The sequence below is a fragment of the Pseudomonas sp. AG1028 genome, from assembly GCF_007993955.1.
In the GTDB taxonomy this organism is placed as follows: Bacteria; Pseudomonadota; Gammaproteobacteria; order Pseudomonadales; family Pseudomonadaceae; genus Aquipseudomonas; species Aquipseudomonas straminea.
In genome coordinates this window covers 16,914-39,478 of the sequence record NZ_VIVP01000013.1, presented here as the reverse complement: position 1 = coordinate 39,478, position 22,565 = coordinate 16,914, and the positions used below count along the sequence as shown (strand labels likewise).

Genomic DNA, 22,565 nt, shown 5'->3' with positions numbered 1-22,565 from the left:
TTTATTGAAGATAAAAAGCTCTGCTATGCTGCGCCCTCTCGTTTCACAGGGTCACACCATGCAACTCATCGACATCGGCGTCAATCTGACTCACGCAAGCTTCGACGATCAGCACGTCGCCGTGCTCGAACGCGCCTTCGGTGCCGGCGTCTGCCAACTGGTGTTGACGGGCACCAGCCTGGCCGAAAGCGACCATGCGCTGAGCCTGTGCCTGAAGTTGGACGAGCACGGTGATCGGCTCTTCAGCACCGCCGGCGTGCATCCCCATGATGCCAGGCACTGGAACAGCGACGACAGCAAACGCCTGCGCGCCCTGCTCGCCGAGCCTCAGGTCCGGGCCGTGGGCGAATGCGGTCTGGATTTCAATCGCGACTTCTCACCCCGCCCGCTGCAGGAAAAGGCTCTGGAAGAGCAACTGAGCCTGGCTGCCGACCTGCAGATGCCAGTATTTCTCCATGAGCGCGACGCCCACCCGCGCTTCGTACAGATTCTACGCGACTACCGCGACCGCCTGCCGGCCGCCGTGGTGCACTGCTTTACGGGCGAGCAGCGTGCGCTATTTGACTATCTGGATCTGGATCTGCATATCGGCATCACCGGCTGGATCTGTGACGAGCGCCGTGGAGCACACCTGCACCCGCTAGTGAAGGAAATTCCCGCCGGCCGCCTGATGCTGGAAAGCGACGCGCCCTACCTGCTACCCCGCAGCCTGCGCCCGAAACCCAAGGGTGGTCGCAATGAGCCGGCGTTTCTGCCCGAGGTGCTACGCGAGGTGGCGCTACATCGCAATGAATCCCAGGACGAAGTGGCCAGGCACACCACGGCCTGCGCCCGCGCGTTCTTCGGCCTGCCGGCAATCGCCGAGCCGAGCGACGAGCAATCAAGCGACTGGGATTACCGCTGATCGGCTTGCGCCGTCATTACGGCGGTTGGAACAGCCCATAGACCGGCTGCTCTTGACCCATATCAAGGGATGGTTGATTTGCCCATGAAAGAATAATGGCGCCTTGCCAGCAATTCATTCATGTCGAGAGCAAAAAAACATGCCCGTCTGGATCCGCGATATCTCCCTGAAACACAAGTTCTGGGCGGTCAATGCCGTCGCCTTCATCACCACCCTGCTGCTGGTGCTGTTCGCCATGCTTCAGGAGCAGGACACCTTTACCCAGGCCGCCCGTGCCAATGCTCAGCAGCAGGCGCAACTGTTGGCTGCCTGGCCGGTTGACCAACCAATCCCCGCGACCGCAGGTTTGCTTACCTTCAAAACTGGTGAAGCACCGAAACTGCCCGACGGCGTTGATGCGACGCCGTTAAAAGCCGCTCGCGGCTGGGTGGCCTTGGAACATGACACCCTGTTTGGCAGCGACCCGCTACTTGGCGCGCAAGTCATCGAGCGCGGCGCCGAGCAGCGCATCGCCGTGCTGGCCAGCGGGCGCAGCCTGGCCCAGGTGTTCGCCGAGCGCGCCGGCCATTACGCCCTGGCGGTGGCCGTGCTGATGCTTGCCCTGCTGGCCGCCTCACAGTTGCTGATCCGTTTTCTGCTTACCCACCTCAATACCCTCAAGGACGTGATGCTGCACGTCGAGAAGAGCGGCGACCTGTCTGCTCGTGTACCGCTGCAAAGCCGCGACGAGGTCGGACAGATGGCTGGCGCCTTCAACGCCATGCAGGACGGCTACCAGCGGGTGGTCGGCGCGGTGATCCAGGCCGCCTCACAGCTCGACGAAGGCACCGCTCGGCTGGCGCAAGGTATGCAGGCAGTGCGTCAGGGCATGCTCGGCCAGCAAAGTGAAACCGATCAGGCGGCCACGGCGATCAACGAGATGTCGACCACCGTGCACCATATCGCCGAACACGCCGCCACCACCCGCGACCAGTCGCAGACCGCCGACCAGCTCGCCGGAGTTGGCCAGAGCGTGGTCACCGGCGTGGTGGACGCCATTACCGGGCTATCCAGCGGTGTGCGGCAGACTGCGAACCTGATCGAACAGGTGGCCGCCGACAGCCAGAAGATCGGCAGCATGGTCGGCGTCATCCACGGCATTGCCGAACAGACCAACCTGCTGGCGCTCAATGCGGCCATCGAAGCGGCGCGGGCCGGTGAAATGGGCCGCGGCTTCGCCGTCGTGGCAGATGAGGTGCGCAACCTGGCCAAGCGGGTGCAGGACTCCACCAACGAAATCACCGGCATGATCGGCACACTGCAGATCGGCACCCGCGATGCGGTGGCGTTCATGCAGGAGAGTTCGCTCAAGGCCGACGACTGCGTACGCGCCGCCCATGAAGCCGGCGACGCGCTGGAAGCGATCACCGGCGCGGTGGCGCAAATGCGCGAAAGCAACACGCAAATCGCCGTTGCAGCCGAGCAACAGAGCCAGGTTGCCGAGGAAATGACACGTTCGGTGATCGGTATCCGCGACGTTACCGAGCAGACCGTCGAGCAGACCCTGCAGTCGGCCACCACCAGCAGCCAGTTGGCGGAGCTGGCTGGCGAACTGTCGCGGGCCATACGCCAGCTCAAAACCTGAATACGGAGGATCGCTCGGCAGATAGTAGAAAGCCTATCTGCCGTATAGCGCGGATCAATTCGCGACCTCACGGGCCGCGCCATAGACTGACTCCATCTGATGCAGGAGACAGACCATGAATACCCAAGCCGCTACACTCGCCCGCCAAACCGAATCGCTGGACATGCCGATGCTCGCCATTGCCCTGCCGCTGCTGCTGGTCTCACTGGTGCTGGCGGGCAGTGGCGCTGGCGCCCTGTCCCTGGCGCTATCCGGCCTCGGCGCCATCGCTGCCTACACTCTGGCGCGCCAGGCGCTGCTGGCCAGCGATCAGGCGAAAACCGTTACCGTCTGACGGCTGATGGCCAGCAAGTGGCCGTCCGCGCTCCACAGCTCCGCCGCTATGTGCCCGTAGCCATCGCTGGCCTGTTCGATCTCGGCGCGATAGAGGCACCACTGATCAACGGTGACCGAACTCAGCGGCTGGATGAACTCGATGGTCCAGGTGAGCGAACTGCCAGGCGCCGGCTTGCTGAGTAGCGACAGCACGGCCGGCGGCCAGGCATCGACCAGTGCCAGCAGGTGCGCCTCGTCGAGCATCTGGCTCGGCGCCTGATCGCGAAAACGTACCCAGCCGCCCATCTCTCGAGAAGGATTGCCACTGAACGGCATACCACCCAGGCCCCAGCGCATCTCCAGGTGCCGGGTGAATTCCGGCGTGACCTTCGCGATGTATGGAAACCCCTGACTCTGTTCGGGCGCCTTGATCACCGGCGCAGGCAACGCCTGCACGCTGACCGAAGACTGGCGCGGTGTTCCGAAGCTGCCCTGAATCAGGGTGACCACCTCGCCGTTCTGCACGGCGCGCCCCAGCACCTGGCTCACCGCCGAACCGGAGCGCAGCACCTCAGCCTCGAAGCTCACTGCCACGCCCGGCGTGGCCGGCGCCACGAAGGTGATCGCCAGCGAGCGTGGCAGCCTGTCGGCAGGCACCTTGCTGCGCATAACCGCATACACCAGCGCCGCCATCAGGCCACCGAAAGTCGTACGCCCCTGGGCCCAATCCGGGCCAATCGTCAGCGCCTCTGGCGAGCGCTGAACCTGCTCCATTAAATCGACGAAATCCATGCTCACCTCGTTTGCCGTTCAGCCGATGGTAAGAGACTGGCGGCACTACCGCGAGCCTCTCGCAGGCGGCAGTTCGGCCATTGTCCCGGCTGGATTTATTGCAGCGCTGCCAGCAGGCGTGCCTGGATCGCCTGTGCGGTGCTCTCGGCCGTCTTCATCGACTCGCGCCAGGCGGGGATGAAAGCCCGCAGATCCGGCTCGCGCTCGGCGCTCGCCAGCCACTGAAAATGGTCGTGCCAGTCGCCGAGGGCTGCCTGGCCTTTCTTGAGCAGCTTCAATTGCGCGGCAGAGAGCGACGAAAGTTGCGGATAAGCCTCGGCGGTATAACGCACGCGCTTGATCAGCAGCCGCACCTGATGGGGATCATGCTCGGCATCGCCCAGGGCCTCAACCAACTTGGCGCGCTGCTTGCGCAGGTAACGGCATACCTGCTTGTGCAAATTCTCGAGTTCTCCACTGGCTTGTTGAGCAGTCAACTCCTGCGGCCACTCATCCAGGGCGCGAAACAGCGCTGGCAAGGCTCGGCTACCCAGCACAAGCGCATCGCCCTTGCGGCGCTGCGCCAGGCGTCGATCCGCGGCGGCGTGCTCATCACTGGCACGCAGGGTGGCGATCAGCACTTCCAGGTCACGTAACGGGCCAGTCAGTTGCCCGAGCTCGGCGGCTCGGCGCTGCAACGCCTCACTACCCGCGGCGCCCTTGAGCGGCTTGAGCAGACTGCGCAAGCGGCGCAGGCAGACTCGCAGATCGTGCAGCGCTTCCTCATCGGTCTGCGCCTGTAAACGCTCGCGACAGGCATAGAGCGCGATCTGCAGGCGCAGCACTTCGCTGCGCAACGTACCGACAAAACCACTCATCACAGAACTCCTGAAAAACCGCTCAAGGGGATCGACTCCAGCGCCAGGGCAATTGGCGGCGCAATGTCTTCAGCTGCCGTAACAGCGCCTGGGAGGATACAGGTTGGCCCGCGTAACGTTGCGCTTCGAAAGCCTCGCTAAAGGCGTGAACGGCATCCGCCTGTTGGGGCAGCGCTTCGGCCGCACGCCGGGCGAACGCCCGCGGGCCCTCGCCGGCCTGGCGTCGTATGCCGTGCTGGGCCAACAGTTGCTCGAAGCGCTGAAAGATGCGTAGCGTAGCGTCGCGCTCGACGCGCCAGGGTTTGAACAACCACAGCGACAACAGTCCCAGCAGAAAACCGCCACCGCCGACCAGGGCAAGAATCAGCCGACCGGCGTCGACCTGGCCGAACCAGCGCTGCAAGAGTTCGAACTGCTGCGCACCTTGGTAGCCGAGTACCCAGCGCTGCCAGCCGTAGTTGAGGTCGTCCCAGGCCATGCGCAACTCGTTCAGCCAGGTCAGGTTGCGGTAACGCAGGGGCGAAAACGGCGAGTCGGCGAGGAAGCTCTGCTCACCGGCCAGAGCCTGCTCCAAGCCCTGTTCGATGCGCTCAGGGGCGACCTGAAAGGTCGGATCCACGCTGGTCCAGCCCGTTTCCGGCAACCAGTATTCGACCCAGGCGTGGGCGTCGAACTGGCGAACCTGCACGTAGTTGCCGTTGCTACTAAGTTCGCCGCCCTGGTAACCGGCCACTACGCGGCTGGGGATGCCCGCCGCACGCAGCACGAAGGTCATGGCGCCCGCGTAGTGCGCGCAAAAGCCGCTGCGGGTATCGAACAGGAATTCGTCGATGGAATCGGCGCCAAGCGGGGTGGGCGTCAGGGCATAGACGTAGGGTTGGCGATTGAAATGAGCGAGCAGCGCCTCGACCAGTTGCTGATCCTGCGGATACTGACGGCGCAGCTCCTGGGCCCAGGCGCGACTGCGCGCATCGCCGTCACGGGGCAGGCGCAACAAGGCCTGCCGCCGGCTCGACGGCAGTTGCGGCTCACGCAGCGCATCGGGCCAGGAGCTGACGTCATAGAGCAGCGCTCGGTCCACCGGGCGGATGCGCTGCAGGCGGAAATCGCCCATCTGCCGGGTGCCTTGCAGCTCGGTCTGCGCCACGTCGAGGGCGAACAGCCAGGGCCGTGTGGTGGGCTGCATCACCACGCTGTAGCGCAGCGCCTCGCCACGGGGCTGCCACTGCGGCGCCGGCGAGAACTGTTCAAGCGACGACTGCGACCAGCGCCGGCCATCGAAATAATCGAGCGTCAGGGCGCGCCAGTACAGTTCGCTGCGTGCCGGCACGCGGCCCTCGAAGCTGGCGCGAAAAGCCAGTTCGCCAGAGCGGGTCAGCTCGGCGATATCGCCAGGCGCCATGCTGTCGGCCAGCCCGGTGACGGCGCCGCGCTCGTTGGGCACCGGTAGCGACCACAGCGGCCCCAGCCGCGGAAAGAACAGAAACAGCAGCAGCATCAGCGGCAGCGCCTGCAGCAGCAAGCTGGCCGACAGACGCAGCGTACGCCACGGCCGCGTCGCCGTGCCGCTCTGCTGCAAACCGATCAACGCCGCCAGCAGAGCGCACACCGGCAGCAGGCTAAATAGCGCAACGAGCATGCCGTCATCGAACAGATAGGCGGTCACTACCACGAAGAAGCCGAGAAAGATCACCACCAGCGCATCGCGGCGAGTGCGCATTTCCAGCAACTTGAGGCAGAACGCCGCGACCAGCAGCACGACGCCGCCATCCAGCCCGACCAGGGTGCCGCGCGACAGGAATACCCCGGCCGCCGCCAAGACGATCAGGCCGATACGCACGATCAGGCTGGGGTAGCCGGCACGCATGCGATAGATCTGAATGCGCCAAAGCGCGCAGCCCAGCCACAGGCCGATCACCCAGACCGGCAGGTGGAAGGTGTGCGGCAGAATCACCAGTGCCTGGGCGACCAGCAGCCAGGTCAGGCTGATGCGCGGAATGCCGGCGATGCTGCTCATCCTCGCGCTCCATGCAGGGCCAGCGCACGCAGGCATTGTTCGCGGTGGCGTTCGCCGATGGCCACCGGCAGCGATTCGTTCGGCAGCTGCAGGGCGAAAGGCTGCTGACGCTCGGAGAGCACCAGCACCCAGTGACAGAGCAGCGACAAACGGCTTTCCAGGTCGCCGGTGAGCGCGTCGAAATCCAACAGCAGGTCACGGCCGCTCTGGGCGGCAAAATCCTTGACCAACAGCCCCTGACCTCGCGAATAGGCCTTCCAGTGCATCCGCCGGCGTGAGTCGCCGGGTTGATAGGTGCGCAACCCCTGAAAATCATCGCTGCCCTGCCCCTGGCTGACCAGTCCTGCCTGCTCGTCATCCTCATCGCCGCCAGCCGCCAGTGGCAACTCGCCCTCCAGTGGCCGCGGATAGACCAGCACCGCCTGATCGAGATCAACGTGGCTCCAGGCAACCAGCAACCCCAGCGGGAAACGGCTTTCCACCCGCAGGCGGCCAGGCTGCAGCCAGCCACGGCGCTGAGTCTGCAGAGTCAGCTCGCACTCGACCGAGCCCTGCGCCGGTACGTCCTGCTGCTGCAGCTCGGCCGGCGGCCAGCCCAGGGCGATGGCCTCATGGGCGCGGCCGCGGCTCTCCAGGCGTACCCGCAGCCGCGCCGCCTCGCCAGCGAATACCGCGCCGGCGCCACCGGCGTGCAGGACCAGCCCGGCCAGGTTTCGATAGGTATGCAGGATGGTCACCACGAACACCGAACCGAGCAGAAAGGTCAGTCCGTAGGCCAGGCTGCTTTGGTAATTGATGGCAGCCAGCAGCATGACCAGCAATGCTAATAGGAACGCCACACCCACGCGGCTCGGCAGGATGAAGATGCGCCGCTGATTAAGCTGCACACTGCCTGCCGCCGGTATGCGCCTGGCCAGCCAGCGATCCCAGCGCTGCCTGAGGGCGCCGGTCAAAGCGCCGGCACCTCGCGCAGCAGCCACTGCACCAGCGCGCCACCGCCATGCCCGGCGGGGTCGGCCTGGTCACGCAGGCGGTGCCCGGCCACCGACGGCAGTACGGCCTGCACATCCTCGGGAATCACATAATCGCGCTCGGCCAACAGCGCCCAGGCACGTGCCGCGGCCAGCAGCGCCAGGCTGCCGCGTGGCGACAGGCCCCAGGCGAACTGCGGCTGGGTGCGGGTGGCCTCGACCAGACGCAGCACGTAATCGACCAAGGCATCACTGACGCGCACCTTGGGCACTTCGGCTTGCAGCTTTGCCAGCTCCGCGTGATCGAGTACCGCGTCCAGCGTCGGCAGTACCGAGCGACGTGGCTCACCCAACAGCAGGGCTTTTTCCGCGGCGCGGGCTGGATAGCCCAGCGACAGGCGCATCAGAAAGCGGTCCAGCTGCGACTCCGGCAACGCGAAGGTGCCACTCTGGCTGATCGGGTTCTGGGTGGCGATGACGAAAAAGGGATCGGGCAGCGGGCGCGTAGCACCCTCGATGGTCACCTGGCCCTCCTCCATGGCCTCCAGTAGCGCACTCTGGCTCTTCGGCGTAGCGCGGTTGATCTCGTCCGCCAGGACCAGCTCGGCGAACACCGGGCCGGGGTGGAACAGGAACTGTCCGCTGTCCTTGTCGAACACCGAGGTGCCAAGTATGTCGCCAGGCAACAGATCGGAAGTGAACTGGATACGCTGAAAGCTCAGCCCAAGCACCTTGGCCAGGGCATGGCTCAAGGTGGTCTTGCCCATGCCGGGCAAATCCTCGATCAGCAGGTGACCGCGGGCCAGCAGGCAGGTCAGTGCCAGGCGCACCTGCGCCTCCTTGCCGAGCAACACCTGGTTGATGGTATCCAGGCAGGCATCCAGTTTCGTGTGCATCGTCCACTCCTCAGGCAAGTGGCTCGATGCTACTGACCGGAAGGCGGCGGGCAAAGCGTTACGTAATGTTTGCTGACGAAACTGTGTGCCAGGCCCACACCTGGTAGCGATCGTGTGAAAGCCGCAGTGCAGAGCGGCTAGAGACGAAAGTGCGCGGCCATGCCCTGCAATTCACGGCTCAGCGCCGCCAATTGCTGGCTGGAGCCAGCGTTCTCGTCCATGGCCGCAGCGGATTGCTCGCCCAGGTCGCGAATCGAGGTGACGCTGCGGTTGATGTCCTCGGCCACCGCAGTCTGCTCCTCAGCGGCGGCGGCGATCTGCTGGTTCATGCCGTGGATCACTGCGACGGAATCGGCAATCCCGGCCAGGGCCTGCTGGGTATGCCGAGCGTCATGCACCACCTGCTCGACCAGTTCATCGCTCTGGCGCATATCGGCAACCGAACGGATGGCGCCGGCGCGCAGCGTGCCCAGCAGACCTTCGATCTCCTCGGTGGATTGCTGGGTACGCCGCGCCAGCGCACGTACCTCGTCGGCCACCACCGCGAACCCACGCCCCTGCTCACCCGCCCGCGCCGCCTCGATGGCCGCGTTGAGCGCCAGCAGGTTGGTCTGCTGCGCCACGCTCTTGATGACTTCCAGCACCGCATCGATATTGCGGGTGTCCTGGCTGAGCTGTTCGATGCCTTGCCGGGTGACGGCCATGGCCGCGACTAGTTGCTCGATACGCTGCAGGGTCGCCCGTACCACTTCGCTGCCGGCATCGACCCGCGAATCGGCCTGAGCGGTGGAGACAGCGGCCTGTTCGGCATTCTGCGCCACCTCGTGAACCGTCGCCGCCATCTGCGTGATCGCGGTGGCCACCAAATCGGTCTCCTCCTTCTGGCCACTGACACCCTGACGCGCCTGCTCTGTGACCGACGACAAGGTCTGCGCCGAGGTGGAAAGCTGCGCCACGCCATCCTGCAAGCGCCCGACCATGGTACGCAGATCCCGCGACATACCCTGCATGGCCAACAGCAACTGGCCGATCTCGTCGCTGCGCTGCACCTCGATCTCGGTGCTCAGGTCTCCGGCGGCAATGCGCTGCGCCACGGCTGTGACCTGCTTGAGCGGTCGCACGATCACCTGGGTGATGATCAGCGTCGCCAGCAGGCCGACCACCAGGGCCGCCGCCGCGGCGACCAGAATCAGCAGCGCACTGGTGCGCACCAGGGTATGCACGGCGGCCTTCTGCTGGGCATAGGCCTGGCTGACCAGTTCGACCACCTTGTCGGCCCGCTCGACCAGCTTGGCGTGCTCTTGCTGTTGCTGCTGCAACAGCCCGGTGTACTCCTGCAGCCGCTGGTTGAAAGAGTCGATATTACCGACCACCTCGGCCAGCACCGAGCGATACCCCGGATCACGCAACGCATCACGCAACTCGGCGGCCTGTTTTTGCGCATCGACAGCTTCCTGGATGGCGGTAGTCGGCACCTCGCCGCTGCTGCGGCTGTTTTCCAGCAGCACGCGGGCCTGCTCCAGGGCTTGTAGAAGCAACAAATGTATCTTGCCAATGCTGCCGGCCTGGGTGATGGAGTCGGCGCCTTCGGTTCCCTGGCTGTCCTTGAGGGAATAAACGCCGTCTTCGGCCAAACCGTCCTTGAGCAGATCCAGGCTGTTGGCCGCACCGACCACCAGCCATTTGGCAGCATCCAGGGACAGGCGCATGTTGTCGCTCTGCTCCACATAGCGGTCGAAGACCTGCACGTACTCGGCGATATCATCGTCGACCTGCTGCAAGGCCTGACGCTCCTCGCCAGCCACCTGCTCGCTGAACTGCGCCACCTGCTCACGAATCGCCTGCGCCTGCTCGTGCAGGTGCTGGGTCTGGGCGGCATCGCCGGTGATGATGAAGGCCTGCTCGGTACGGCGCATCTGCACGACCTTGTCGTTGATGTCGCTGAAATGCTCGAGCAGGGTAAAACGCGCCCCGACATCACGCAGCGCAAAGAACCCGGTAGCAGCCACTACCAGGGTGAGCACCAGCACCACCCCGAAGCCCATGGACAATTTGGCCGCCGTCGCCAGACTGGCCAAGCCGCGAAGAGAAACCATTGTCGACCCTCTCGTGCTGGGCAGATGCCCTCATAATCGCAACAGTGAGGCACGCAACTAATGGCGACAAGCCAGCAGCGAGGCGTCAGGTGGTTTTGACTAAAAAGATGTCGTTTTCAGAATGTTGCTGGTTATCGAAGAACTGGTCGGGCGAAAGCAGCACATCGCAATCACCAAGGCGGCGGCTCTGGAATCGGGCTGCACCTTGGCTAGCCGGCATCGGCGGGACAATCATACGATGCACATCGCCTGCTAGGTCGACAGCAGCTCCGAGCGCGACACGCTGTTGCTGACCAGCCACGATTGATTTGACGGCTACCGCATCTGTTACCGGCACGCTCACCTGCAGGCGGGTCGCGAGGCGCCGGCGCAAGTCAGCACCCACGCCAATGAGCGCACGCCGCACTCACGGATCTAACTCTACTAATAGATCAGAGCGGGCGTTGCAGATCGAAGGTATCGCAGGTGCGGCTGTAGGCAGCGCCACCCAAGCGACCGACCAGATCGAGACGTTGCGGGTCGACGCGCCCTTTCTCGTTGAGCACCTCGTCACTGATATGCGCCAGCAGCACTTCGGCGAAGATCAGATGATGATTGGGCTGCACCTGCGGATAGCCCATGATCTGCGCGACGCGGCACTCGAATGCCACCGCAGCGCCTTTCACCCGCGGCGGTGCAACGCGCGTGCTCGCCAGCGAGTCGATGCCGCAATGCACGAACTCACTGGTGCTGCGCGGCAGGATCGCTGCACTGGCGTTCATGGCTTCTGCTTGGGCGAAAGAAACCAGGTGAATGACCAGCTCGCCGGTTTCCTGAGCATTGCGCAGGGTGTCTTTCAATGCGCCGTCGTCACGGTTGCCGACGTTGACCATTAACGTCGCCGGCTCGTCACTGATCACCTGAAAGAAGCTGAAGGGGGCGAGATTGGTTACCCCCTCGCTGGAAATGCTGGACACCCAGGCAATGGGCCTGGGTGTCACGGTGGATGCGAGCCAGCGGTAGCGATCCAGCGGGGTCAGGTCAGCGAAATCGAGCAGCATGAGGGTCTCCGGCAGTCAGGTTGACGCCAGCTTACTCCAGTACACGACTCAACGGCCTGCTCGGGACTCGCGAATATAGAAACGCGCCTTCTCGGACTTGTCGGTACAACCACGATAGGCTTCAAACTGCTGCTGGGTCTTCGCCGCGGTCATCAACGAGGCCGCTTTGGAGTAGCTGACCGTGCCGGCAAAACCTTCGGCCTTGGCCAGATCCAGTTCACGCCAGGCAGCATCGAGTTGGGTTGCACAACTATCGCGGTAGGTCGTGGTCGCTGAGCAGCCCGCCAACAGCGCAATCGGTAAAAGAATCCAGGCTTTCATGTCGCATACTCCAGAGGTTGGCCGGCAATCAGGTCACCGGTGTTGTTTATGACGATAGGCTAGAGAAAAAGTGCCACTATCAGCGTGCTGCACAGCGCAAATTGCGTTGCCGTTACAGTACGAATCAGGGAGAGCTGAATGAGCAAGAAAGTGGCTTTGGTACTGGGTTCGGGCGGCGCGCGTGGTTACGCGCATATTGGCGTCATCGAAGAGCTGGAAGCACGTGGCTACGAGATCGGCTGCATTGCCGGTTGCTCGATGGGGGCGGTGGTCGGCGGCATCTACGCCGCCGGCAAGCTCAAGGATTACAGCGACTGGACGCAGAGCCTGGACTATCTAGATGTGTTGCGCCTGCTGGATGTCAGCTTTCGCCTGGGTGCCATCCGCGGCGAGAAGGTGTTCGGGCGCCTTCGCGATATCGTCGGCGAGATCAACATCGAGTCATTGAACATCCCGTTCACGGCAGTGGCCACCGACCTCACCAACCAGCAGGAAATCTGGTTTCAGGAAGGCTGCCTGCATCAGGCGATGCGCGCCTCGGCGGCGATTCCCAGCCTGTTTACCCCGGTCATTCAGGGCAAGCGCATGCTGGTCGATGGCGGCCTGCTCAATCCCCTACCCATCGTGCCGGTGGTCTCGAGCCACTGCGATCTGATCATCGCCGTGAACCTCAACTCGGCCCATCAGCAGCACTATCAGTTGCCCGTCATCGAACGCCCCGCTGCCCTGAAGGGCCGCTTCGACCAAATGATGACATCGCTGGGCTCACGGCTACCGTCGCTGCGCCGCAAGGGCGGTGAGGACGATCCATTGCTTCTCCAAGGCGCTGCGCTGCCCGAAGCGCCGGAGCAGCCCGACCTCTGGCTGCAGGAACCGGCGGCCCCTCACGGCCAACAACCGGTCGCTGCTCCGCAAGACGACAGCGCCCCCAAATCGGCAAGTGGTTCGCGGGTCGCACAGATGGCAGGCCCGGCATCGCTGCTGGAGTTGATCAACCAGAGTTTCGAGGTGATGCAGACGTCGCTGTCGCAATACAAGATCGCCGGTTATCCGCCGGATATCCTGATCAACGTGCCCAAACGCGTGTGCCGCTTCTTCGAGTTCTACAAGGCGCCGGAACTGATCATGCTGGGCCGGCAGATCGCTCGCGATACCCTCGATAAATACGAGCGCGGTGACCGTTGAGCCGACTCGCCCTCACAACGGCGGCCGGCGCTCCTCACGGGGCGGCAGGCCAGCCGGTGCTTTGTGAGCGACCCAGTCGCTAAGCAGGCTGTAGGCGACGGCCAGCAGAGTCGGGCCGAGGAATAGCCCCATGAAGCCGAAGGCCAGGATGCCGCCGAACACGCCGAGCAGCACCACCACCAGCGGCAGGTTGCCGCCGCGGCTGATCAAGTAGGGTTTGAGGATGTTGTCCACGCCGCTGATGATGAAGAAGCCCCAGATGCCCAGGAAGATCGCCATGCCGATCTCGCCCTGCCAGATCAGCCAGCCTACCGCCGGCCCCCAGACCAGAGGCGGCACCATGATCAGGCTGCAGGCGAAGGTCAGCACACCGAGCACCAGCGCACCAGGAATGCCGGCGATCATGAACCCGATATAGGCCAGCAGCGCCTGCGCCACCGCAGTGCCGATCACCCCGTTGACCACCCGCTGTACCGTACCGGCGACCAGCTCGAGGTAATGCTGGGCGCGCTCACCGATCAGCCGCTCAAGCAGGCTTTCGACGAAGGCAGCCAGACGAGGGCCGTCGCGATAAAAGAAGAACACCAGGATCAGGCTCAAGGCCAGTTCCAAGAAGCCGCCGCCGATCTTGGCGCTGCGTACCAGCAGGAAGTTGCCGACCTGCCCAAGATAGGGCTGCACCGTGGCGAACAGCGCCGAGCCCTGCTGATCCAGGGTTTCCCAGATACTCACCAGACGGTCGCCGACCATGGGCACAGAGGCCAGCCAGCCTGGCGGTGGCGGCAGGCCATCGACCTGAAAGTCCTTGAGCATTGCGGTGGCGTCACGGATATGGTCGGCGAGATTGAAGCCCAGCATCACCAGCGGCACCGCCACCAGCACGATCCACACGCCGGTCAGCAAGGCGGCGGCAACCGACTGCCGGCCTTTCAATACACGGGTCAGCCAGCGCATGACCGGCCAGCTGGCGAACGATAGCACGGCCGCCCAGAACAGTGCGGACCAGAACGGCGCCAGCACCCAAAGGCTGGCACCCAGTAGCCCCAGGAGCAGGATCTGCACCAGCAAGCGGTCGTTATTCGGCATTTTTCAGGACTTCCAGCAAACCAGACTCAGGCCCAACGCAGGCGCGCTCAACGTAGCACGTCGATACGCAAACCGTCGCCGGTGCTTTCGCCGATCTCTAAGCGTGCGGCCCTGACCTGATCGTCGATCAACGCCTCACGCCAGGCCTCGGCATTCACCCCGGACAGGCTGACCCGCAAGGTGCTGTCGAGGTTGAGGCTGCGCGCCAGCACCTCCGCCCACTCGGGGCTGGGTTGGTCCCGTTCGGGCATGCGCAGCGTGCCAGTGCTCTTGAGTTGCCGAGAAAGAGTCGCCGGGGTCGGCAGCACCTTGGCCAACGGCTGCCCGGCCTTGAGCAGCTCGGCATGCAGGTAAGCACGGCGATTGCCGCGGGTGATGCTGTAAAGCGCCACCAGGCTGTCATGGCGCGGCTCGGCCAGGCGCAGCAAGGCGTAGGCCTGCTGGTCATCCGAGCCATAGAGTGTGGAATTGCCGAATACCGAGTTAGCCCACAGGCTGCTGGAGCCGCATTCGCGACCCTGACACCAGTACAGCAACTGAGCATCCTGATCCTGTAATGCCTCGCGAGCCTGAGTGAACACCTCATTGGCGCTGTGGGTTCCCGGCAACTCATAGGTAACGGCGGTAAGCGCGCCTTGCACCAGCACTTCACGCTCGTACCGCAGGCGCCCGCTGATGCGGCGTACGGTTCCCTGGGGATACACGCGCTCCTGCTCAGCCTCTTCCTTGAAGGTGACAATTTCACTGCCGGCGAAACGCGGCAACACATCGAGATCGCGGCTACCGGCCACATCGGCGCCGGCCAGAGGGCTGACGAGCATCAGCGCGAACAGGTAGCTCAGACGCATGCCGATCCCCCGACAGCAGCAGGCATTTGCAAGTAAGCAGGCAAGGTGGGCAGCGCATCCGGCGCGACGGTGAACAGGTCGGTCATGCAGATCTCCATGGCAGTGCCCGACACCTTTCCCCAGTTGCCACGGGCCGTCAAGGCGCGCTCAGGAATGCTTTGAAACAGTCTGCTACGAGTTGTGCACCCTGCTCGTCATCCAGATGCAGATGGTGACCGCCGGGCCGGCGTTCGACGCTGATTTCCGTCTGCGCCAACAAGTCAGCCAGACCATCCCGTGTCGCCAGCAGCCCTTGTTCGGCCAGCACCAGGCAGGTCGGGCAGCGCAGCGCGGTGACGAACGCCTGCGCGTGGGCATGGGTCAGCCGCAGGGGCGTGGCTAGGGTCAGGCGGCTGTCGGTGCGCCAGGTCAGCCCGCCCTGCACCGACATCAGGCCGCGCTGCGCCAACAACATCGCCGCCTCGAAACTGACGTGTCCGACACCGCGCTGGCGCACCTGGGCAGCTCGCTCGATGTCGGGATAGACCGGCTTGCGCTTGGCGGACAAGGTCAGGCGCCCACGCAGCGATTCCGCCAGGGTAGCGACTGCGCCATCGGCCTCGACGGTGGGCGGCACCAGCCCGTCGATCAGCGCCAGGCGCTGCACGCGCTCGGGAAAGGTGGCCGCCAGCAGCACCGAAACGATGGCCCCCATGGAATGCCCAAGCAGGCTGAAGCGGGGCCAACCAAGCTGCTCGGCGACCAGCAGTACGTCGTGCACGTAGTCCCACAGGGCATAACCGGCACCCGATGGGCGATGAGCCGAATGACCGTGACCGGCAAAATCCACGGCGACGATACGCATGCCCGCCAATTTGGGAGCCAGCCGCGCGAAAGTCGCCGCATTGTCGAGCCAGCCATGCAGGGCGATGACCGGCAGGCCATCTGGCGGCCCATAGACTTGAGCGGTCAGCTCGATATGCGGTAGGTGCAAGCGTATTTCTTCGGGGATACAGGTCACTGCATCGTCTCGCGAGATTGCTGCCAGCGGGCGAACAGGCGCCGAAGCAACTGCGCCGTGGCATCCGGGTGTTCGAGGGGAAACATATGCCCGCCGGGCATGATCAGAAATTCGCCGCGTGGCGCCCTTCGTGCCATACGCCCATGGTGGGCGAGCACCACACGGCTCTCGGCGCCTTTTACAAGCGCCAGCGGCACCTTGAGTTGTTGCGGCCGCCCCGGGCTGATATGCGGCACGCTCCGGTAGATGCTCATCTCGGTAGCGGCCTCGAAACGCAGGCGCAGGCCCTCTTCACCCGGGTGAAGACCGTGCTCGACATAGGCGTCCAGGCATTCAGGGTCGAAGCGGCTGAACAGCGTACGCTCAGCGAAGTAACGACGCGCCTCATGGCCGTCGACAAAGGCCTCGCGCCGCCCCTGGGTACGCCCGGCTGGGGTGAGCCGGTCGATAAAGCCGAACCGCTTGGCCGCGTGAATCACCAACTGGTCGACGCGGCTGAGCACCGGCGAGTCGAGCATGACCACGCCCTGATATAGATCCGGGCGAAGCAACGCCGCATGATAATGCAGCACACCGCCCAGCGAGTGGCCTACGCCCCACACCGGCCCAGCGCACTGTTCGAGATGGTGAATCAGCTCGTCGACCAGGTTGCTCCAGTTGTCATTCACTGGGAAGCGCGGGTCATGGGCATGCTGCGCCAGGTGCTGCACCTGGTACTCCGGCGCCAACGCCGCGAACAGCTTGCGGTAGGTGGCCGAAGGAAAACCGTTGGCGTGGGCGAAGAAGATGAGCTGATCCATGGCAATCGCACAGGTGGCATGCAGTGCTGGGATTGTCAGCCAGCCTTGCCAGGCCGACAACGCCTGTAACGGTCAGGAAGCACGACGCTCCGGCCAACCCTGCTCCGGCGCTTAGAGCCTGTTCAAAGTCTCGCGAGCTAGAGCAATGCAAGGCGAAAACAGGCGAGGACGCGGAGTTTACGAGCTGTAAATGAGCAGTCCGAGCCTGTTTTTAACGCCGCAGTGCCGACGCGCAGCAGACTTTGAACAGGTTCTTAGCCACGCTCAGGCGGCTGACTACCGTGGGGCACGACGGCCACGGTCAGGCGCGAGATGCAGCTGGGCTTGCCGTCATCGCCGCTCAGGCGAATATCCCAGACATGGGTGGTGCGGCCCAGGTGCACGACCTTGGCCACCGCCGTGACGCGCCCACTGCGCAGCCCACGCAGGTGGTTGGCATTGACCTCCAGGCCCACGCAGAAGAACTTCTCGGTATCGATGCACTGGTAACTGGCCGTGGAACCCAGGCTCTCGGCCAGCACCACCGAGGCGCCGCCATGCAGCAGGCCGTGGGGCTGATGGGTCCGTGAATCGACGGCCATACTGGCGGTGATCGACTCATCATCGAAGGATTCGAAGCGGATGTCCAAGAGCTCACCAATGGTATTGCGCTGGGCGGCATTAAGTTCGTCGAGGTTGGGTGTCTGACGCCAGATGCTCATGGTCGATCCTTCTTGTTGTTGTGGGTGGGCTGATCAATGCAGCTCAGGGTGCGCCAGCAACTGGAGTGTCATCAGCCCGGCAATCAGGTCCTCGCCTTCGAGCAGTGCCAGGCTGGCCGTATGCATCGCCAGTGGCTGCTGACGATGGCCATGCACCAGCAGGCCACCCAAGGCGCCAATGAAGGGCTGGTGAGAAACCAGCAGCAATTCAGTTCCGGACAATTGCTGCAGCCTCGCCAGGCTATCACGCGGATCGCTGTCCGGTGTCAGCCAGGGCACGGTCTGCACAGGCGCCTGCAAGGCCAATGCGTCGTGCACCAGCGCAGCCGTCTGCTGGGCCCGCACATAGGGGCTAACCAGAATGGCAGGCGAACGACCACGCAAATGTTCGAGGGCTTGGCACACTTCGTCACGGCCATGGGCCGTCAGCTCACGGGCAGCATCGCTACGCGCCTGGGCCTGGGCCTGGCCGTGGCGCAACAACCAGAGCTTCATGCCGGCTGGCTCATAGTTTCGGCTCCTCGTCGCGGACCGGATGTGGCGCCGGCGGCACGCGATGGGCAGCCTCGCCTTGCGCAGGGCGGGCAGCCGGCCAGTCGGCGAACGGCCAGGGCTTGGTTTCGGTGTTGAACGTGCCGAAGCGGCCGATCTGCGCCAGGTACTGGCTGAGGCTGTCACCGAAGCTCAGCAAGCCGGCATTCGGCGCGCCATAGATCAAGCGATAGCTGAGCTGCAGCAACACAACGCCGGCCAGCAGCAGCTCGGCCAGTTGCCAGACGAACAGAAACAGCAGCATCCAGACGAGACGCAGGCCGATGGGCTCGCCTTTGGAGTGATCACTCATAAAGATTGTCCTCAGAAATCCGTGGCTGAAATGAAGTCGACATCGGTCTTGGGCTCGGCGCGCATCAGTGCCTGGATCACCTGGTCGAGGGTGCGCCCTTCGAACAGAATGGCGTGCAACCCGGCCACCAACGGCATGTACACCTGCAGCTCTTCAGCCTTGGCCTTGAGCACCTTGATGGTGTTGACGCCTTCGGCCACCTCGCCAAGACGATCGACAGCCTCCTGCAGGCTCAGCCCCTCACCCAAGGCGAACCCGACCTGATAGTTGCGGCTTTTCGGTGAAGAGCAGGTGACGATCAGATCGCCCACCCCGGCCAGGCCCAGGAAGGTCATGGGATTGGCGCCCAAGTGCACGGCGAACCGAGTCATCTCCGCCAGCGCCCGGGTGATCAACATGCTTTTGGTGTTCTCGCCCATGCCCAACGCTGCCGCCATACCGGCCATAATGGCGTAGACGTTCTTCAGCGCACCACCCAACTCGACGCCGAAGCGATCGGCACTGGCATAGACCCTAAAAGTACGTCCGTGCAGCACCTCCTGCACCCTGCGGCAGAGCTCTTCGTCTTCACTGGCAACCACGGTGGCGGTCAGGGTGTGTGCGGCGATTTCCTTGGCCAGATTCGGCCCCGACAGCACGCCGATGCGCGCCTTTGGCGCGACCTCTTCGATGATTTGGCTCATCAGTTTGAAGGTCTGCGCCTCTATGCCCTTGGTGGTGCTGACCAATAGCTTGCCGGCCAGCAATCCCGACACAGGCTGCAACACTTGGCGCAAGGCAGAAGACGGCAGCGCCACGAAAGCCAACTCACAGGCTGTGAGTACCGCCGGCAGGTCGGTGGTCGGTTCTACACCGTCGAGCACTTTGACGCCCTTGAGGTAACGCGGATTTTCGCGCTGTGTACGAATGGCCTCAGCCTGTACGGGGTCGCGCATCCAGTGCAGAACGCGGTAGCCGTTCTGCGCCAGCAGGTTCGCAATGGCGGTTCCGAAGCTGCCGCCACCCAATACCGCGATAGGTTGCTGTTGAGTCATGACCAGTCCGTTGTGCTATGCAAGTGGCGGGCATTATACGGCTCGCGATTGTTACGGCCAGTCTGCAGAGCCGCTCTATTGCCCACGAACAAGCGCGAGACAGCCGCTATTTCGGCAATTGCTGGCTGGCAAGGTGCCGCAGCTCGGTTAACATGCCTGCTCTACGCGAACAGGGCCGTTGCGTGACTTCCTTCACCACTATTGATAACCCTATGTTGCTGGTGGCCTCCTGTATTTGTGCTGGCCATACCTCGTGTCGCCTGTCGGTTTCACTGCCCGGATGAGTTTTCAAAGAACGCGTGTTCATGCCCGCTACCGGATCTGGCTATGCCGAGCGCTGGTCACGCTGTGCGTGCTGCACACACCAGTGCGAGCGGCTGAGCTGCTGCTCAGCACAGCAGGCGACACCTCTACCCTGCAGCATTTCGCAAGCGCGTTGGCCAAAAGCCGCCCGGCCGACCGCCTTCGCGTCGTGCCCCTGAACGACATGCCGCCGCTCGACCAGCTCGGCGACGATACGCGTCTAATCCTGTTCGGCAAACCCGCTCTGAACTGGCGCCTCACAACCCCCAAAGGCCCGCCGACACTCGTGCTGCAGGTCAGCAAGACCGACGCACGCGAAATCCTTGGCAAGCGTCATCCAGCGGAGTTCAGCGTGCTCTGGCAAGATCCGGCGCCGCGCCGCCAGTTGCGTCTGCTCAAGCTTCTACTGCCAAACGCCCCACGCGTGGGCGTGCTGCACGACCCGCACAGCGCATTTCTGATCGAAGAACTACACCAGGCGGCCAGTGAACTGGGGCTCAAGATCGTCGCAAGCAGTTGGCAGGATACGCGGGACAACAAAGCGGTGATCAATCTGCTGAGAGCAAGCGATGTACTGCTCGCTATCGCCGATGACGACCTCTACAACTCGATGACCGCCAAGACCCTGCTGTTGACCAGCTACAGCCAGCAGCACGCGTTGATCGGACCGAGTGCAGGCTTCGTTCGCGCGGGCAGCCTGGCCACGACCTACAGCGATCAAAGCGACCAGCTGGCCACACTCAACCAATTGTTGGATCAGTCGCCAGCACGTTGGCCGGCGGGGGCTTATTCGCAAACATTCAAGGTACTCGGCAACCCTCAGGTGGCCCGCGCGCTGGGAATCACCTTGCCTAGCGATGCGGAACTCGCCCGGCACCTATCTCAAGGAGAAACGCCATGAAGTTGTGGCGAGGCTGGAACATCCACGTCCACACCCAACTCATCAGCGTCGGGCCTGCGCTGCTGCTGACCCTGTTGCTGACTGGATTTCTGACCTTCAATCGCCTGCAGGATCTGCGCGCTGAGATCAACCATACTGGCCAGTTGATCGCCAGCCAGTTGGCGCCTGCCACCGAGTACGGGGTCATTTCCGGCAATCGCCGTATGCTGGAATCCTTGCTGCAGGCAACCCTCAAGACGCCCCACGTACGCTTCATCGAGGTACGCGATCGTGACGAGAACATCCTCGCGTACCTCGAACAACCCGATCATGCGCAAACCGGTAATGGCCAACTGGACATCTTCCAGGCGCCCATCCAGCAACAGCAGGTAGACCTGGGCGGTGATTTCGTCGAGGAGCAGGCACGTGCTGTTGACGCACCTGGCATCGGTTACCTGGGCCGCGTGGTGGTGGGCATGTCCAGCGATGCCTTCAATTCCCGGCAGCAGGAAATCCTTCTCAAGGTCGCTGCGCTGGTGCTCTTCGCCCTGTTGCTAACCTTTGTCCTGGCAAGGCGCCTGGCTGGGCGGCTGTCCAGACCCCTGAGCGAAATGAGCGAAGCCGTTACCGCGATCCAGGCTGGCAACTACCAGGCAGGTCTTCCCGAAGTCGGCGGCGGCGAGTTGGCGACCCTGGCCCGCCACATCAATGACCTGGCCAACGGGCTGCAGAACGCCGCTCAGGAGCAGCAACAGGCCATGACCCTGCTGATCAAGGCGCGAGAGGAATCGGACCTGGCCAACCGCGCCAAATCCGACTTCCTGGCCATGATGAGCCACGAGCTGCGCACGCCCATGAACGGCGTGCTCGGCATGCTGCAATTGCTCGACACCACCGAGATGAACGACGAGCAACGCGAGTACGCGGCCCTGGCCATGGAGTCCACCGAGCACCTGCTCAAGGTGATCAACGATATTCTCGACTTCTCGCGCATCGAGCGTGGTGCTCTGGAGCTGGAGCTGATCAGCTTCAACCTGCCGACGTTGCTCAAGTCCGCCCTGCAGGCTTTCCAGCACAGCGCCCAGCAGCGTGGCCTGCAGCTGCGCCTGGAACTCGACGATGCGCTGCCGGCGCCGCAGGTACAGGGCGACCCAACCCGCTTGCGGCAGATTCTGGTCAACCTGATCGGCAACGCCCTGAAATTCACCGAGCGCGGCGAAGTACGCGTCGAAGCCCATTGGCAGGCGCTGGACAACCAGGTGCTGTGGTTTACCTGCCAGGTGCACGACACCGGCATCGGCATCAGCGCCGAGCGCCTGGACACCATGTTCGATGCCTTCCAGCAGGCCGACAACTCCATATCCCGCCGCTACGGCGGCACCGGCCTGGGTCTGCCCATCGCTCGCACCCTTGCCGAATGCATGGGCGGCACGCTGACCGCACGAAGCGAGCTCGGCCACGGCTCCTGCTTCACTCTGGAAATTCCGCTGCCCTTCTCTGCCCAGCAGCCCCAGTTGCCCGTCCACCCTACCGTCAGCACGCCTTCTTCGCCGGTCGAGCGCTCAGTACTTTTGGTAGAAGACAATGCGGTGAACCAGACCGTGATCGAGGCCATGCTGCGTAGCCTGGGCTATCAGGTCGAGCTGGTGGTCGACGGCGCCCAAGCCGTCAATGCGGTCGAGCGCAAAACGTTCGCCGCTGTGCTGATGGATTGTCGCCTGCCTATCATGGACGGCTACGAGGCTACTCGGCGTATCCGTGACCTGGGTGCCAAGGGCCGTTTACCCATCATCGCCCTCACCGCGAACGCCCTGCAGGGTGACCGCGAGGCCTGCCTGCAAGCCGGAATGAACGATTACCTCGCCAAGCCGTTCAAACGCATGGAGCTGCAGGAAGTGCTCGAACGCTGGCTATCGGTGACCTGACGCTGTTGTACCGCCGTCATGCGAAATCCCACCTCACCTGGGATCGCAATACTCGCAACCTCTAGTCAGATAGGCGAAAATACTGCACGCTTGTTGGTTGAAGTGGGCATCAAAGGGGCATCTGTG

General features: G+C 63.6%; 23 protein-coding genes and 1 pseudogene. 6 read left to right on the top strand and 18 right to left on the bottom strand.

Going from position 1 to position 22,565, the window contains the following annotated elements:
• The first annotated feature begins 58 nt into the window (after positions 1-58).
• From FB481_RS20430 to FB481_RS20420, 3 genes are all read left to right on the top strand, one after another.
• The gene (locus FB481_RS20430) at positions 59-904 is read left to right on the top strand and encodes a TatD family hydrolase (RefSeq protein ID WP_147177559.1); all 846 of its coding nucleotides are present in this window, start codon (positions 59-61) and stop codon (positions 902-904) included.
• A 139-nt stretch (positions 905-1,043) separates the two neighbouring features.
• On the top strand, positions 1,044-2,528 hold the full coding sequence (locus FB481_RS20425) for a methyl-accepting chemotaxis protein (RefSeq protein WP_093504367.1): 1,485 nt from the start codon (positions 1,044-1,046) through the stop codon (positions 2,526-2,528).
• Between the two features lie 115 nt (positions 2,529-2,643).
• Positions 2,644-2,862: a hypothetical protein gene (locus FB481_RS20420; protein WP_093504365.1), complete on the top strand. Its 219-nt coding sequence runs from the start codon at positions 2,644-2,646 to the stop codon at positions 2,860-2,862.
• Here the strand turns inward: FB481_RS20420 and FB481_RS20415 are convergent.
• From FB481_RS20415 to FB481_RS20375, 10 genes and pseudogenes are all read right to left on the bottom strand, one after another.
• Positions 2,838-3,635: an acyl-CoA thioesterase II gene (locus tag FB481_RS20415; protein ID WP_093504363.1), complete on the bottom strand. Its 798-nt coding sequence runs from the start codon at positions 3,633-3,635 to the stop codon at positions 2,838-2,840. The two genes, FB481_RS20420 and FB481_RS20415, sit on opposite strands and share 25 nt — an antisense overlap.
• Before the next feature lie 95 nt (positions 3,636-3,730).
• Positions 3,731-4,492 carry a CHAD domain-containing protein gene (locus tag FB481_RS20410; protein ID WP_093504361.1) on the bottom strand — a complete coding sequence of 254 codons (762 nt, stop codon included), beginning with the start codon at positions 4,490-4,492 and terminating at the stop codon, positions 3,731-3,733.
• Between the two features lie 22 nt (positions 4,493-4,514).
• Entirely contained in the window at positions 4,515-6,509 is a 1,995-nt protein-coding gene (locus FB481_RS20405) for a DUF3488 and transglutaminase-like domain-containing protein (RefSeq protein ID WP_147177558.1), read from the bottom strand.
• A complete protein-coding gene (locus FB481_RS20400; RefSeq protein WP_147177557.1) occupies positions 6,506-7,462 on the bottom strand; it encodes a DUF58 domain-containing protein in 957 nt (318 codons plus the stop codon). Before FB481_RS20400 ends, FB481_RS20405 begins: the two co-directional genes overlap by 4 nt.
• Positions 7,459-8,376: a MoxR family ATPase gene (locus tag FB481_RS20395; RefSeq protein ID WP_013791663.1), complete on the bottom strand. Its 918-nt coding sequence runs from the start codon at positions 8,374-8,376 to the stop codon at positions 7,459-7,461. Before FB481_RS20395 ends, FB481_RS20400 begins: the two co-directional genes overlap by 4 nt.
• 137 nt (positions 8,377-8,513) lie before the next feature.
• On the bottom strand, positions 8,514-9,356 hold the full coding sequence (locus FB481_RS23745) for a methyl-accepting chemotaxis protein (protein ID WP_372239582.1): 843 nt from the start codon (positions 9,354-9,356) through the stop codon (positions 8,514-8,516).
• A 15-nt stretch (positions 9,357-9,371) separates the two neighbouring features.
• Positions 9,372-10,085 (bottom strand): annotated as a pseudogene (locus FB481_RS23740) (HAMP domain-containing protein); the annotation flags it as partial.
• 472 nt (positions 10,086-10,557) lie between these two features.
• Positions 10,558-10,845, bottom strand: a complete 288-nt coding sequence (locus FB481_RS20385) for a hypothetical protein (RefSeq protein ID WP_147177555.1) — start codon at positions 10,843-10,845, stop codon at positions 10,558-10,560.
• Between the two features lie 58 nt (positions 10,846-10,903).
• Positions 10,904-11,512, bottom strand: coding sequence for a flavin reductase family protein (locus FB481_RS20380; RefSeq protein ID WP_147177554.1), 609 nt, complete (start codon positions 11,510-11,512; stop codon positions 10,904-10,906).
• A 48-nt stretch (positions 11,513-11,560) separates the two neighbouring features.
• The gene (locus tag FB481_RS20375) at positions 11,561-11,833 is read right to left on the bottom strand and encodes a hypothetical protein (RefSeq protein ID WP_093504351.1); all 273 of its coding nucleotides are present in this window, start codon (positions 11,831-11,833) and stop codon (positions 11,561-11,563) included.
• A gap of 138 nt (positions 11,834-11,971) precedes the next feature.
• On the opposite strand from FB481_RS20375, the gene FB481_RS20370 reads away from it, so the two are divergent.
• Complete coding sequence (locus tag FB481_RS20370) at positions 11,972-13,018, top strand: patatin-like phospholipase family protein (RefSeq protein ID WP_147177553.1); 1,047 nt, start codon at positions 11,972-11,974, stop codon at positions 13,016-13,018.
• Between the two features lie 12 nt (positions 13,019-13,030).
• Here FB481_RS20370 and FB481_RS20365 read toward each other — a convergent pair whose 3' ends face one another.
• The 8 genes from FB481_RS20365 to FB481_RS20330 form a co-directional block, all read right to left on the bottom strand.
• Positions 13,031-14,104: an AI-2E family transporter gene (locus tag FB481_RS20365; protein WP_147177552.1), complete on the bottom strand. Its 1,074-nt coding sequence runs from the start codon at positions 14,102-14,104 to the stop codon at positions 13,031-13,033.
• A 47-nt stretch (positions 14,105-14,151) separates the two neighbouring features.
• Positions 14,152-14,952 (bottom strand): DUF4892 domain-containing protein, encoded by an 801-nt coding sequence (locus FB481_RS20360; RefSeq protein WP_093504345.1) that lies wholly within the window; start codon positions 14,950-14,952, stop codon positions 14,152-14,154.
• A gap of 136 nt (positions 14,953-15,088) precedes the next feature.
• Positions 15,089-15,952: an alpha/beta fold hydrolase gene (locus tag FB481_RS20355; protein ID WP_147177551.1), complete on the bottom strand. Its 864-nt coding sequence runs from the start codon at positions 15,950-15,952 to the stop codon at positions 15,089-15,091.
• Entirely contained in the window at positions 15,949-16,752 is an 804-nt protein-coding gene (locus tag FB481_RS20350; RefSeq protein ID WP_147177550.1) for an alpha/beta fold hydrolase, read from the bottom strand. The genes FB481_RS20355 and FB481_RS20350 overlap by 4 nt, the downstream gene beginning before the upstream one ends.
• A 254-nt stretch (positions 16,753-17,006) precedes the next feature.
• Entirely contained in the window at positions 17,007-17,453 is a 447-nt protein-coding gene (locus tag FB481_RS20345) for a hotdog fold thioesterase (RefSeq protein ID WP_093504341.1), read from the bottom strand.
• A 33-nt stretch (positions 17,454-17,486) separates the two neighbouring features.
• Positions 17,487-17,948, bottom strand: a complete 462-nt coding sequence (sixA, locus tag FB481_RS20340) for a phosphohistidine phosphatase SixA (RefSeq protein ID WP_147177549.1) — start codon at positions 17,946-17,948, stop codon at positions 17,487-17,489.
• Positions 17,949-17,958: 10 nt separating this feature from the next.
• Positions 17,959-18,297 carry a DUF4389 domain-containing protein gene (locus FB481_RS20335; RefSeq protein ID WP_093504337.1) on the bottom strand — a complete coding sequence of 113 codons (339 nt, stop codon included), beginning with the start codon at positions 18,295-18,297 and terminating at the stop codon, positions 17,959-17,961.
• Positions 18,298-18,308: 11 nt separating this feature from the next.
• Entirely contained in the window at positions 18,309-19,331 is a 1,023-nt protein-coding gene (locus FB481_RS20330) for an NAD(P)H-dependent glycerol-3-phosphate dehydrogenase (RefSeq protein ID WP_093504335.1), read from the bottom strand.
• Between the two features lie 280 nt (positions 19,332-19,611).
• Between FB481_RS20330 and FB481_RS20325 the strand changes: the two genes are divergently transcribed.
• Positions 19,612-20,535 (top strand): ABC transporter substrate binding protein, encoded by a 924-nt coding sequence (locus FB481_RS20325; RefSeq protein ID WP_147177638.1) that lies wholly within the window; start codon positions 19,612-19,614, stop codon positions 20,533-20,535.
• Positions 20,532-22,439, top strand: a complete 1,908-nt coding sequence (locus FB481_RS20320) for an ATP-binding protein (RefSeq protein WP_147177548.1) — start codon at positions 20,532-20,534, stop codon at positions 22,437-22,439. Before FB481_RS20325 ends, FB481_RS20320 begins: the two co-directional genes overlap by 4 nt.
• Positions 22,440-22,565 lie beyond the last annotated feature (126 nt).